General features: G+C 70.0%; 12 protein-coding genes and 1 tRNA gene. 9 read left to right on the forward strand and 4 right to left on the reverse strand.

The features are described 5' to 3' along the window. Positions 1–52 precede the first annotated feature (52 nt). The 8 genes from ACFU6I_RS36605 (at position 53) to ACFU6I_RS36640 (ending at position 6,528) form a co-directional block, all read left to right on the forward strand. On the forward strand, positions 53–526 hold the full coding sequence (locus tag ACFU6I_RS36605) for an Lrp/AsnC family transcriptional regulator (protein WP_345518471.1): 474 nt from the start codon (positions 53–55) through the stop codon (positions 524–526). A 15-nt stretch (positions 527–541) separates the two neighbouring features. Then, positions 542–1,189 carry an ABC transporter permease gene (locus ACFU6I_RS36610; protein ID WP_384375078.1) on the forward strand — a complete coding sequence of 216 codons (648 nt, stop codon included), beginning with the start codon at positions 542–544 and terminating at the stop codon, positions 1,187–1,189. Further along, complete coding sequence (locus tag ACFU6I_RS36615; protein ID WP_384375081.1) at positions 1,182–2,438, forward strand: ABC transporter ATP-binding protein; 1,257 nt, start codon at positions 1,182–1,184, stop codon at positions 2,436–2,438. Before ACFU6I_RS36610 ends, ACFU6I_RS36615 begins: the two co-directional genes overlap by 8 nt. 11 nt (positions 2,439–2,449) lie before the next feature. Beyond that, entirely contained in the window at positions 2,450–3,322 is an 873-nt protein-coding gene (locus ACFU6I_RS36620) for an ABC transporter permease (protein WP_384375094.1), read from the forward strand. Positions 3,323–3,378: 56 nt separating this feature from the next. Continuing rightward, positions 3,379–4,320, forward strand: a complete 942-nt coding sequence (locus ACFU6I_RS36625; RefSeq protein WP_384375097.1) for a glycine betaine ABC transporter substrate-binding protein — start codon at positions 3,379–3,381, stop codon at positions 4,318–4,320. Positions 4,321–4,411: 91 nt separating this feature from the next. Next, on the forward strand, positions 4,412–5,020 hold the full coding sequence (locus ACFU6I_RS36630; protein ID WP_384375084.1) for a helix-turn-helix domain-containing protein: 609 nt from the start codon (positions 4,412–4,414) through the stop codon (positions 5,018–5,020). Positions 5,021–5,032: 12 nt separating this feature from the next. Next, on the forward strand, positions 5,033–5,245 hold the full coding sequence (locus ACFU6I_RS36635; protein ID WP_384041753.1) for a hypothetical protein: 213 nt from the start codon (positions 5,033–5,035) through the stop codon (positions 5,243–5,245). Positions 5,246–5,247: 2 nt separating this feature from the next. Further along, positions 5,248–6,528, forward strand: coding sequence for an MFS transporter (locus ACFU6I_RS36640; protein ID WP_384375087.1), 1,281 nt, complete (start codon positions 5,248–5,250; stop codon positions 6,526–6,528). 41 nt (positions 6,529–6,569) lie between these two features. Here ACFU6I_RS36640 and ACFU6I_RS36645 read toward each other — a convergent pair whose 3' ends face one another. The 4 genes from ACFU6I_RS36645 to ACFU6I_RS36660 all read right to left on the reverse strand — a co-directional run bounded on the left by ACFU6I_RS36645 (position 6,570) and on the right by ACFU6I_RS36660 (position 12,367). Continuing rightward, entirely contained in the window at positions 6,570–7,358 is a 789-nt protein-coding gene (locus ACFU6I_RS36645) for a S16 family serine protease (RefSeq protein ID WP_384375089.1), read from the reverse strand. A gap of 102 nt (positions 7,359–7,460) precedes the next feature. After that, positions 7,461–8,102, reverse strand: coding sequence for a helix-turn-helix domain-containing protein (locus ACFU6I_RS36650; protein WP_345517851.1), 642 nt, complete (start codon positions 8,100–8,102; stop codon positions 7,461–7,463). A gap of 589 nt (positions 8,103–8,691) precedes the next feature. Beyond that, complete coding sequence (locus ACFU6I_RS36655; RefSeq protein ID WP_366692583.1) at positions 8,692–10,473, reverse strand: DEAD/DEAH box helicase; 1,782 nt, start codon at positions 10,471–10,473, stop codon at positions 8,692–8,694. A 430-nt stretch (positions 10,474–10,903) separates the two neighbouring features. Next, positions 10,904–12,367, reverse strand: a complete 1,464-nt coding sequence (locus tag ACFU6I_RS36660; protein WP_384041737.1) for an MFS transporter — start codon at positions 12,365–12,367, stop codon at positions 10,904–10,906. A gap of 191 nt (positions 12,368–12,558) precedes the next feature. Between ACFU6I_RS36660 and ACFU6I_RS36665 the strand changes: the two genes are divergently transcribed. Next, positions 12,559–12,630: transfer RNA gene (locus ACFU6I_RS36665), tRNA-Cys, on the forward strand. Positions 12,631–12,667: the final 37 nt, after the last annotated feature.

Below are 12,667 nucleotides of genomic sequence, written 5' to 3' on the forward strand. Positions count from 1 at the left end.
TTTGCTTGGATGGGCGGACTATCTGTACATGGTGACCATGGAGGGGACCCGTATGGCGATCGATCATCTGGACGGGCGGCTCATCGTGCTGCTTGCGCGCGAACCCCGGATCGGGGTGCTGGAGGCGTCACGCCGCCTCGGGGTGGCCCGCGGCACCGCGCAGGCGCGCCTCGACCGGCTTCAGTCGAATGGAGTCATCCGCGGATTCGGCCCCGATGTCGATCCGGCGGCCCTCGGCTACCCCGTCACCGCCTTCGCCACCCTGGAGATCAAACAGGGCCAAGGAGCCGACGTGCGGGCCCATTTGGGCGGCGTCCCGGAAGTTCTGGAGCTGCACACCACCACCGGGCACGGCGACATGCTGTGCCGGCTCGTCGCCCGGTCCAACGCCGACCTTCAGCGGGTGATCGACCGGGTTGTCGGTTTTGATGGCATTGTCCGGGCCTCCACGGCGATCGTCATGGAGAACCCGGTGCCTCTGCGCATCATCCCGCTCGTCGAGCAGGCCGCGGAGGACAGCGACTGAGCCGAGGAGTGACGTGTGAGCTTCTGGGAGTATCTGGGCAATCGGCACCAGCAGCTGCTCACCGACGCGTACCAGCACGTCAGCGCCGTGTTCCAGTGCATGGTCATCGCCACCGCGCTCGGCATCCTGATCGGGATCGTCACCTATCGCAGCAGCTGGGGCGGTTCGCTGGCCATCACCACCACGGCCACCATCCTCACCATCCCGTCCCTCGCCGCGATCGGTCTGCTGATCCCGCTGGTCGGGCTCGGCGTCCCGCCCACCGTGATCACTCTGACGATGTACGGGCTCCTGCCGGTCGTCCGCAACTCCATCGTCGGGCTGCGCGGCGTCGATCCGTCCCTCGTCGACGCGGCGAAGGGCATCGGGATGTCCCGGATCGCGCGGCTCTGCAGGGTCGAGCTGCCGCTCGCCTGGCCGCCGATCCTCACCGGCATCCGCGTCTCCACGCAGATGCTGATGGGGATCGCCGCCATTGCCGCGTACGCCTCCGGACCCGGACTCGGCAACGAGATCTTCCGCGGCATCGCCTCACTGGGCAGCGCCAACGCGTTCAATCAGGTTCTCGCAGGCACGCTCGGCATCGTCATCCTCGCTCTGCTCTTCGACGCCGCGTACGTGCTGCTCGGGCGACTGACCATTCCCAGGGGGATCCGTGCCTGAGACCGACACCGGGGCGGCCGGGACACCCGCCGCCGCCTCCGGTGCCACCATCCAGCTGGAGGACCTGACCAAGCGCTACCCGGGCAATCCGAGCCCGGCCGTGGACAACGTCTCGATGGACATCAAGGCCGGCGAGACGGTGATCTTCGTCGGGCCGTCCGGCTGCGGGAAGTCCACCACCCTGAAGATGATCAACCGGCTGATCGAGCCGACGTCCGGCCGGATCAGGATCAACGACGAGGACGTCACCGACATCGACCCGGTGAAGCTGCGCCGCAAGGTCGGGTACGCGATCCAGTCGTCCGGGCTGTTCCCGCACATGACGGTCGCCGAGAACATCGCTCTCGTACCGAGGATGGTCGGCTGGTCGAAGTCGAGGGTGAAGGACCGGGTCGAGGAGATGCTCGATCTGGTCGGTCTCGACCCGAGGGAGTTCCACGGGCGCTATCCGCGGCAGCTGTCCGGCGGTCAGCAGCAGCGGGTGGGCGTGGCGCGGGCGCTGGCTGCCGACCCGCCGGTGCTGCTGATGGACGAGCCGTTCGGCGCCGTCGACCCGATCACCCGCGACCACCTCCAGGACGAGCTGATCCGGCTGCAGCACGAGCTGCACAAGACGATCGTGTTCGTCACCCACGACTTCGACGAGGCGATCAAGCTGGGCGACCGGATCGCCGTGCTGCGGGAGCGATCGCACATCGCGCAGTTCGACACCCCTGAGGCGATCCTCACCAACCCGGCGGACGATTTCGTCTCCGGATTCGTCGGCGCGGGCGCGGCGCTGAAGCGGCTCAACCTGACCCGGGTACGGGATGTGGGGATCGCCGAGTTCCCCACGGTGACGGTCGACGACCCGCTCCAGTCGATCTTCAACAAGCTGCGCAGCGGCCCGCACAACGAGCTCCTGATGCTGGACCGCAGGAACCGCCCGTACAAGTGGCTGAGGCGCGGCGACCTGATGCGGGCCCGGGGCTCGCTGGCACGCGCCGGCCAACTGGTCCACGACACGGTGACCCTGGACGCCACACTGCACGACGCGCTGGAGGCCGTACTGCTCGACAGCGGAGGACGGGTCGCGGCGACGGGGCGGCGCGGCGAGTTCATCGGGGTCGTCGACATGGAGACCTTGATGAACTCCGTTCATGAGCTCCTGGAGGCCGACCGGCTCACCGCCATCGAGCACCAGCACGATCTGGAGGAGCTGCGCGCCCATCAGACCGAGCAGGAGCTGGAGGGCGGTGCGGGCGCATGAATCCCCACGACATGAACCCCCACCGGTCGGTGCCGCCGGGGCCCGGGGAACGCCCGTCGTCGTCCCCGCTGCCGGGCGAGCACGACGTCCAGGACGTCTTCCGCGACGAGGAGGAGGAACCCGCGCCGCCGCCCGCCGCGCCGCGGCGCCGGATCACCTGGCGCAAGCTGGTGCTGATGCCGGCCGCCCTGGCGGTCGTCCTCGCCCTCACCTATCTGTGGATCACCAACGTCCACCTCGACTCGATCGCCAAGAACTCGCTGACCGGCGGCAATGTGCAGCTGCGCTGGTGGCAGCACGTCAAGCTGACCGCGATCTCCACCTTCTGGGTGCTGATCATCGCCGTTCCGCTCGGGATCGCGCTGACCCGGCGCAGGCTGCGCCGGGGCGCCCCGCTGGTCACGGCCCTCGCCAACATCGGCCAGGCGACCCCGGCGATCGGCCTGCTGGCACTGCTGGTGATCTGGCTGGGCATCGGCCCGTCAACCGCGATCATCGGCATGGTGATCTACGCCGTGCTGCCGGTGTTCTCCAACACCGTGGCCGGTCTCAGGGCGATCGAGCCGAATCTGGTCGAGGCCTCGCGCGGCATCGGCATGTCGGCGATGGGGACGCTGACGAAGGTCGAACTGCCGCTCGCCGTACCGCTGATCCTGGCGGGGGTACGGACGGCGCTGGTCCTCAATGTCGGCACGGCGACGCTGGCGACGTTCGTCGGGGGCGGCGGGCTGGGGGACCTGATCACGTCGGGCATCCAGACGCAGCGGATGCCGGTACTGGTGCTCGGTTCCGTGCTGACGGTGGTGCTGGCGTTGCTGGTGGACTGGCTGGCCTCCCTGGTCGAGGTGGCGTTGACGCCGCGCGGGCTGGAGGTGGGGGCGTGAGCACGGGGAGGGGAGCGGCACGGAGGCTCAGGGCGGCCGGTCTCCTCGGGACCCTGATGCTGCTCTGGGTGACGCTCGCCGGGTGCGGGCTGAAGAGCGGTTCGCCGATGGTCGACGACGTGGTGCCGGGCTCGGTCGGCCGGGGGCAGCCACTGCACGGTGCCTCGCTGACCGTCACCTCGAAGAACTTCAGCGAGAACATCGTCCTCGGCCAGATGATCGGCCTGGTGTTCAAGGCCGCCGGTGCCGAGGTCCTCGACCGGACGAACCTGCCGGGTTCGATCAGCGCGCGCGAGGCCATCATCAAGGGCGGCGCCGACGCGATGTACGAGTACACGGGCACTGCCTGGATCACGTACCTCGGCCATGCGAAGCCGATCGCCAACCCGCTGATGCAGTGGGAGGCGGTCCGGGACGAGGACCGGAAGAACGGGGTGACCTGGCTGCCGCAGTCCACCCTCAACAACACCTACGCGCTGGCCATCAGCAAGAAGAACAACGCGGAGTACCACCTGAGGACGCTCTCCGACGTCGCCGCGCTGGCGAAGATGGACCCGGCGGCGGTGACGATCTGCGTGGAGAACGAGTTCGCCTCGCGCGACGACGGACTGCCGGGAATGGAGAAGGCCTACGGGATGTCGATCCCGGCCTCCAACATCAGGAAGATGGACGCAGGGATCATCTACACCCAGGTCTCGAAGTCCAACTCCTGCCTGCTGGGCGAGGTGTTCACCACGGACGGCCGGATCAAGGCGATGAACCTCGACGTCCTCGTGGACGACAAGCACTTCTTCCCCAACTACAACGCCGCGCCCGTCGTCCACACCGCGACCTTCGACAAGTACCCGGAGATCGCCGATCTGTTGGACCCGGTCAGCAGGCGGCTGACGACCGAGGTCGCGCAGCGGCTGAACGCGAAGGTGGATGTGGACGGGGAGGACCCGCACGAGGTGGCGAAGGACTGGCTGATCGCGGAGGGGTTCATCAAGAAGGGGTAGCGGGCAGCCGGGGCCGAGGTCTCCCGGAGTTACAAAGAACATGTTGCAAAGAGGTGTTGCAAAGGAACCTTTGTAAGTCTACAGTCGAGGCATGGCAGCGAACGAAGCCGACGGCGAGAAGCCGCTCGACCCAAACATCCTCCGTGTCGACGTCCGCACCCTGCGCGTGCTGGCACACCCGCTCCGGCTCCGACTCCTGAACGCCCTCCGGGAGTTCGGCCCCGCGACCGCGTCGAAGCTCGGCGACCGGCTCGGCGAGTCCAGCGGCGCCACCAGCTACCACCTGCGGCAACTGGCCGCGCACGGCTTCGTCGAGGACGACCCGGCGCTCGGCAAGGGACGCGAGCGATGGTGGCGTGCCGTGCACAAGGGCACCGCATTCGACCGCAGTGCGGATTACCTCCGCGACCCCGACCCGGAGGTGCGCGGCGCCATCGGAGTCGTCCTGCACGAGATCGCCACCACGCACACCCAGGAGCTCAACACCTGGCTCGGCACCATGCACGAATGGCCCGAGGAGTGGCTGCGCGGCTTCGACGTCAGCGACTTCAAGGTGCGACTCACCCCGGAGCTCTCCCTGGAGCTGGCCAAGAAGATCCACGACCTGATCGACAGCTACCGGGACCGGGTCCCCGAAGGCACCGAAGGTTCGGCCGTCGTCCGCACCCACCTGCACATGTTCCCGCGCCCCACCGACTGAGAGGACACCACCATGCACCCCGACACGCACCTGATGCTGCAGCACCTTCACGGCGCCGAACTGCGTCGGCAGGCCGACGAGTTCCGCATGTCGCTCACGGCCCGGGCGCCGCGGGCACCGCACCGGACCCTGCGGGCACAGCTGGGCTGGGGACTGGTCGAGCTGGGCCTGCGCGTCCTGTCGGACCGGCGCGCCCTCTCCGCGCCCTCCCCCCGCGCGGTTTAGCCATGGACGGGGGGAACCGCAAGCCGCTCGCCGCGCTTCTCGCGGCCAACTGCATATCCACCGCGGGCACTTCGCTCACCCTGATCGGGGTCCCGTGGTTCGTCCTGCAGACCACGGGCAGCGCCGGCCGGGCCGGCGTCGTCGCCTTCTGCGCCACACTGCCGATCATCATCTCCGCGGTCGTCGGCGGGCCCGTCATCGACCGGATCGGACGGCGGCGGATCTCCGTCGCCTCCGACACCGTCTGCGCACTCGCCATCGCCACCATTCCGCTGCTCCACTACGCCGGGGCGCTCGAATTCTGGATGCTCTGCGCCCTGATGGCACTGAACGGGCTCGTCCACACCCCCGGCAACACCGCGCGCTACGTCCTGCTGCCGGACCTCGCCGAACATGCCGGGACCACGGTCACCCGCGCCGCCAGCCTCTTCGACGCCACCTCGCGCGGCGCCAGGATGACCGGCGCGGCACTGGCCGGGGTGCTGATCGCGCTCGTCGGCGCGGAGACCGTGCTGCTGCTGGACGCGGCGACCTTCGGCGCGTCCGCGCTGCTCATCGCGGCAGGCGTACGAGGGGTACGGGCGGCCGAGCCGCGAAAAGCGGCGGCACCGACCTCACTGCGCACGTACAGCCGCGAACTGCGCGAGGGATACGCCTACTTGTTCTCCAACCGGCTGCTGTTGGCCGTCGTGGTGATGGTGCTCTTCATGAACGGCACCGATCAGGGCTGGAACGCCGTGCTGCTCCCGGTGCACGCCGAGCGCGAACTGGGCGGCGCACCCCAACTCGGCCTGCTCACCGCACTGTTCGGGGCGGGCGGGCTGACGGGCGCGCTGGTGTACGGGGCGGTGGGACACCGGTTCTCCCGGCGTGCGGTGTTCACGGTGTGCGTGGTGCTGTGCGGGGGACCGAGGTTCGTGGTTGCCGCGCTGACGGACACGACGCTGCCGCTCGCGGTGACGATGCTGCTGGGTGGCCTCGCGGGCGGGGTCCTGAACCCGATCCTGACGACGATCACGTACGAACGCGTACCGCAGCAGCTGCGCAGCCGGGTTTCCGGGGCGCTCACCGCGGGCTGCGAACTGGCGATGCCGGTGGGCGGGCTGCTGGCGGGGCTGCTGGTGGAGAGCATCGGGGCGGACGGTGCGCTCCTTGCGCTGGGCGCGGTCTACACGCTCGCGACGGTGAGCCCGATGATCTTCCCCGCGTGGCGCACGATGGACGACCGGCCGTCCGCGCAGGAGCCTGCGGAGGCGAAGGCCGGCGCCGCCCGTCCGGCATGATCCGGACGAGAGGCCCCGGGGCGTGCGCGAATCGCCCCGTGTCAGCAACTCGGAACCTTGGCCCCCTTGTCGAGGGCCGTGAGCGAGGACACCGCGCTCTTCAGTGTGGTGACCGGGATCAGCTTGAGCCCCTTGGGGAGTTCGGCGCCCGCCGCCTTGCACTCGGCCTTCGGTACGAGGAAGACAGTGGCGCCGTCGCGCCGGGCGGCCTGGGTCTTCAGCGATACGCCGCCGACCGCGCCGACCGTACCGTCCGCCTCGATCGTGCCGGTGCCGGCAACGGTGCGGCCACCGGTGAGATCACCGCCGGAGCCGTTGCCGTCGAGCTTGTCGACGATGCCGAGAGCGAAGAAGAGACCGGCACTGGGCCCGCCCACATCGGCGAGGTGCAGGGTCACGTCCACCGATCCGGGCGCCTTGCCGAGGTACCGCAGGGCCGCGTCCACGGCTGAGTTCTGCGACTTCTTCATGTCCTCGAGGTTGTGCTTCTCGATCTCCTTCTCGGAGCCGCCGGTCGGGTAGACCGATTCACGGGGCAGGACCGCCCGGTCGGTCCGGAACCAGCCGTCGATCACGTCGCCGATCCCGACGTCGGCGGTCGGCCCGGTCGCGATGATGGTCGTCATCCGCAGCTGGCCGCTGGTGGCGCGGGTCGGCGTGCCCTTGATCCTGATCACGGGAGTGCCGTGGACGTCCCCGAGTACGTTCGCGGTCGTGCCCGGCTGCGCCACGGTGAACGGCAGCGGCGCGAAGGCGGCGACGCCGAAGAGGGCTACGACGGGCAGGGCGCACAGGGCGAGGGCGCGGGGGCGCGAGAGGCGAGTGAGCACCTGTCCAATCTAACCTGGCCGGGTTCATCCGCCCGGCCGGTCCGCGGAGGGACCGGCCCGTCCGGCGGCGGAGGACAAAGCGGTCACCGGACGCCCCTGGTACTACCGCAACGCGTCCGCGACCTCGCGCGCCGCGTCGACGACTCGCGGTCCGACCCGTTCCGGTACGGCGTCCGCCAGCATCACCACGCCCACGCTGCCCTCCACGCCCGTGACCCCCATCAGAGCCGCCGCCGCGCCGCTCGCGCCCGCTTCCAGCTCGCCGTGTGTGAGCGTGAACGCGGTCTCGGACACCGGCTTCGCCCGTGCGGCCAGGATCGCCCGGCCCGCGGCGCCCTTGTCGAGCGGATGACGGAAGCCGGCCCGGTAGGCCACGTGATAGTCGGTCCAGGTCGGTTCGACGACGGCAACCGCCAGCGCATCGCTGCCGTCGACCAGCGTCAGGTGGGCGGTGGCTCCGATGTCCTCGGCCAGGGACCGCAGCGCGGGCAGCGCAGCCTCCCGTACCAGCGGATGCACCTGGCGGCCCAGGCGCAGCACGCCGAGTCCCACCCTGGCCCGACCACCCAGATCACGGCGTACCAGGGCGTGTTGTTCCAGCGTGGCCAGCAGACGGTAGACGACGGTGCGGTTGACGCCGAGTTTGTTGGACAACTCGGTGACGGTCAGCCCGTGGTCGGTGTCGGCGAGCAGCTTGAGGACGCGTAGTCCCCGGTCGAGCGTCTGGGAGGTCTCCGCGGTCACGACGCCCTCTCCTCTTCGGTGAGTGGCGGCACCCTCACGGAGGTTGCGTCGCCGGTCCCAGCGGCGACGCACGGAGAGGCCGCCGGCGGCCAAGGCACCGGCTGCGCTCCGCGGCGGCACTGCCACGGGGCGTTCACTTTTTTGGGGACAGTAGCGAGCCAGTCCGCTCAGCGGAAGACCTCGTCCAGAATCCGGGCGCACGCGGAGCTGTGGCTGTGCCGCGGGAGCATAAGCGCCGGTCAGCGCGGCGCCGGCGGGATCCGGAACATCTACGCGCGTTCAGGTCGGCCGACTCCGTTGCGACACTCAGTGCACAGAAGTGAACCATCGTTAACTCACGGTGAACGAATGTCGCATAATTTTTCCGTCGATCAGGACCTCGCAGGCCCGTGGCGCCTTCGTGGCCGGTTCCCGGACGGTGATGTCGAGGGCGAACGCGGCGTCCTGGACGGTGAATGCGGCGGTCGCGGCCCGCGGTCGACGAGGCCTCCTCGACCCGGATCGCGACGGCGACGGTCCGCACGGACGACACCGGCCCGGCACGAGGATTTCTGTCCCCGTACCGGGCCGGCACCTGACACGAGCGGACTCACCTCATCCGGGTGGCCCACTCCTGCACCTTCTTGATCCGCTGCTGGATCTGCCCCGCCGTCGCCTCCGCGCTCGGCGGCCCTCCACAGACCCGCCGCAGCTCGGTGTGGATCACCCCGTGCGGCTTGCCGCTCTGGTGCGTGTACGCCGACACCATCGTGTTGAGCTGCTTGCGCAGCCCCAGCAGCTGCTTGTGCGTGACCACCGGCCGGGCCTCCGCCGGCTTCTCCAGCAGATCGGCCTCCCCGGCCGGCTTCTGCCTGCTGTGCGCGATCTGCCGGGTCTGCCGCTTCTGCAGCAGCAACTGCACCTGGTCGGGTTCGAGCAGCCCGGGAATCCCCAGGTAGTCCTGCTCCTCCTCGCTGCCCGGGTGCGCCTGCATGCCGAACTCGGCGCCGTCGTACAGCACCCGGTCGAAGACCGCGTCGGACTCCAGCGCCTCGAACGGCAGCTGGTCCTCGGTCTCCTCGTCCTCCAGGCGTTCCGCGTCGGCGAGGAGCTTGTCCTCCTCGGAGAACGGGTTCTCCTCGTCACTGCCCTTCTTGGGCTTGTCGAGGACGTGGTCCCGCTCGACCTCCATCTCGTTCGCGAAGTCGAGGAGCATCGGAATGGTCGGTACGAAGACGGAAGCGGTCTCGCCACGCCGGCGCGATCGCACGAAGCGTCCGACGGCCTGGGCGAAGAAGAGCGGGGTCGAGATGGTGGTGGCGTACACACCGACCGCGAGACGCGGCACGTCGACGCCCTCCGACACCATCCGGACCGCGACCATCCACCGCGAGTCGTCCTCGCTGAACTTGTCGATCTTCTTCGATGCGGCCTTCTCGTCGGAGAGGACCACGGTCGCCTTCTCGCCGGTGACCTTCTTGAGGATCTTGGCGTACTCGCGCGCGGACTCCTGGTCGGTGGCGATCACGAGTCCGCCCGCGTCCGGAATGCCCTTGCGCACTTCGGTCAGCCGCTTGTCGGCGGCCGCGAGGACGTTCGGGATCCAGTCGCCGGTGGGCGACAGCGCGGTCCGCCAGGCCTGCCCGATGGCGTCCTTGGTCATCGGCTCGCCGAGCCGGGCGGCGATCTCGTCACCGGCCTTGGTCCGCCAGCGCATGTTGCCGCTGTAGCTGAGGAAGATCACGGGGCGGACGACGCCGTCGGCGAGCGCGTTCCCGTAGCCGTAGGTGTAGTCGGCCGAGGAACGCCGGATCCCGTCGTTCCCCTCCTCGTACGCGACGAACGGAATCGGGTTGGTGTCGGACCGGAACGGCGTACCGGTCAGCGCGAGCCGCCGGGTCGCCGGGTCGAACGCCTCCTGGCACGCCTCACCCCAGGACTTCGAGTCACCGGCGTGGTGGATCTCGTCCAGGATCACGAGAGTCTTGCGCTGCTCGCACCGGTTGCGGTGCAGCATCGGGCGGACACCGACACCGGCGTACGTGACCGCGACCCCGTGGTACTCCTTGCTCACAGGTCCGGCGCTGTACTCGGGGTCGAGCTTGATCCCTATCCGGGCGGCCGCCTCCGCCCACTGCTTCTTCAGGTGCTCGGTCGGCGCGACGACGGTGATCTGCTGCACGACGTGGTGGTGCAGCAGCCACGACGCGAGGGTCAGCGCGAAGGTGGTCTTCCCTGCGCCGGGCGTGGCGACCGCGAGGAAGTCACGCGGCTGCTCCTGGATGTACTTCTCCATGGCGCCCTGCTGCCAGGCTCGCAGCTTGCCGGCCGTGCCCCAGGGGGCGCGGCCGGGATAGGCGGGTGAGAGGTGGTGGGAGGCGGTAGTAGTCACGGTCTCCGGTTCGGGGCTCTCGGGTACGTGGGGCGCTGCCCGTACGGGCCGGGAGGGGCTCGTACGCGATACGACAACCGGGCCACCTTACCGGGGGCCCGAGCGGAACCCCGTACGAACGAGCCGTGGTTCGTCCCCGTTGAGACCCTCTTCACAGGGTGTGGCCACGCGGCGAATCGGGGCGGTTTCGCGGCGGGTCCGGGCATGCCGAGGGCGCCCCGGCACACGTCCGGCACGAACGTCCCGGCCTCGTCGGCATCGACGGCGGCGCCGACAAGCGCATCGTCCGGCACACGACCTGTGCGTTTCCGCACCCGACCACCGGCGCGCGGTTGCCTGCCGGGGACTCCGTCGGCGCCGCGGCCTTCTGCCGGACGTCCGGCAGAAGCGTCCTGGCCGAAAACGCCGGCAGGCGTGGCACCACGCGGTACTACGCCTTTTCCCGCACCCGGCCGGCGACCCACGCCCCCACCAGTGCCACCCCCGCCATCGGCAGGAACACCACCGCGAACGCCCCCGGATGCGCCCCCGCAGCACCCGCCTCCACCGAGTCGTGCACCGCCCCCACGGCGCCGCCGCCGAGCGCGGCGAAGGCCGCACCCCCGGCCGCCAGCAGCAGCACGTTCGAGAGCCCGTCGGAGATCTGGAGCGCTGCGGAGTTGGCCCCCGCCTCCTCGGGCGGCGACAGCTTCAGCAGCAGCACGCTCGTCGAAGCGATCACCATGCCCATGCCGAAGCACCCGACGGCCCAGGCGACCGCCACCGTCCACACCGGAACCCCCGCGATCAGCACCGACGGCGCGCCCGCGATCGCCGCGACGACCAGCACCATGCCGCCCACCATCAGCCGCTCCCGGTACGGCTCCAGGCGCGGCCGGGCCTGCACGTACGAGCCGAGCGCCCAGGTCCCGCCCCCGGCGGCGAGCGACAGCCCGGCCATCGTCGGGGACTGCCCGCGCTGCGTCACCAGCATCAGCGGCACGAAGGACTCGGCCGCGATGAACGACCCGGCGGCGATCCCGCGCAGCAGCACCACCGACGGCAGCCCGCGCGCCGCGCGCCCGGTGCCGACGGGCAGGAGCCCCCGTACGGCGGGAACGAGCAGAGCGACACCCGCGGCGGCCGGAATCAGCGCAAACCAGTTCCGCTCCTGCCCCGCGTACTGCAGCAGACCGGCCCCCACCGAAATGGCGAGCGCCAGAACGATGCGCCGGCGGTCGTACGGTTCGACGGGCGCCGACGGATCAGCGGGCCCGGACGCCATGCGTCGGATCGCGGGCAGCGCGAGGGCCAGCGGGAAGACCACCAGAACCGGAATCCCGACGAAGACCCAGCGCCAGCCCAGATGCTCGGTCACGCTGCCGGAGGCGAGCGGCCCGACGACGGACGGAACGACCCAGCTCGCGGCGAAAGCGGCCATGATCGCCGGCCGGATCCGCTCCGGATAGGCCCGGCTGACCACCACGTACAACGCCACGATCACCAGCCCGCCACCGAGCCCCTGCACGGCCCGCCCGGCGATGAACATCCACATGCCGGCCGCCGTCCCCGACAGCAGCAGACCGGCGCCGAAGGCACCGATCCCGGTGGCGAGCGGCGTCAGCGGCCCGCGCCGGTCCGCCCACTGCCCGGAGAGCACCATGGCGAAGAGGCTGGTGGTGAAGTACGCGGAGAACGCGAACGCGTAGAGCGGAATGCCGTGCAGCTCCCGGGCGGCGACCGGCATCGCGGTCCCGACGGCGGTCGCCTCGAAGGCGATCAGGAAGACGACGGAGACAATGCCGATGCTGAGCGCCCGATAGGTCCGGCCCAGCACCCCTTCGGACTCGGCGACGACGGGAGCGTCCACAGCACGGGGCGAGACATCGGCGTCACGCGGTTCGAGGGCGGTCATGAAGCCAAGAGTAAGGGTCAAGATCCGCTTTCGGCCCTGTCGTGAGGCGGTCGCGCACTCGTCCCTTGGTCGTAGGACCGGGCGCCGAGCATGAACGCGGTATGGCAGTCGCATTGCAGCGCGGCCCGCACCCTTGAGCCCGTCTCCCGTGGCCCCTACGGTCGACACATCAGCACGAAGCACCCGCACACGGCCGTGTGCCCGAGTGGTTCAGGGGCTCGACTGCAACTCGAGTTACACCGGTTCGAATCCGGTCACGGCCTCGCAGACGAAGCCGCCCGCCCCGGGGAAGTTCCGGGG

The organism is Streptomyces sp. NPDC057486 (genome assembly GCF_042802415.1).
Lineage (GTDB): Bacteria > Actinomycetota > Actinomycetes > Streptomycetales > Streptomycetaceae > Streptomyces > Streptomyces yanii.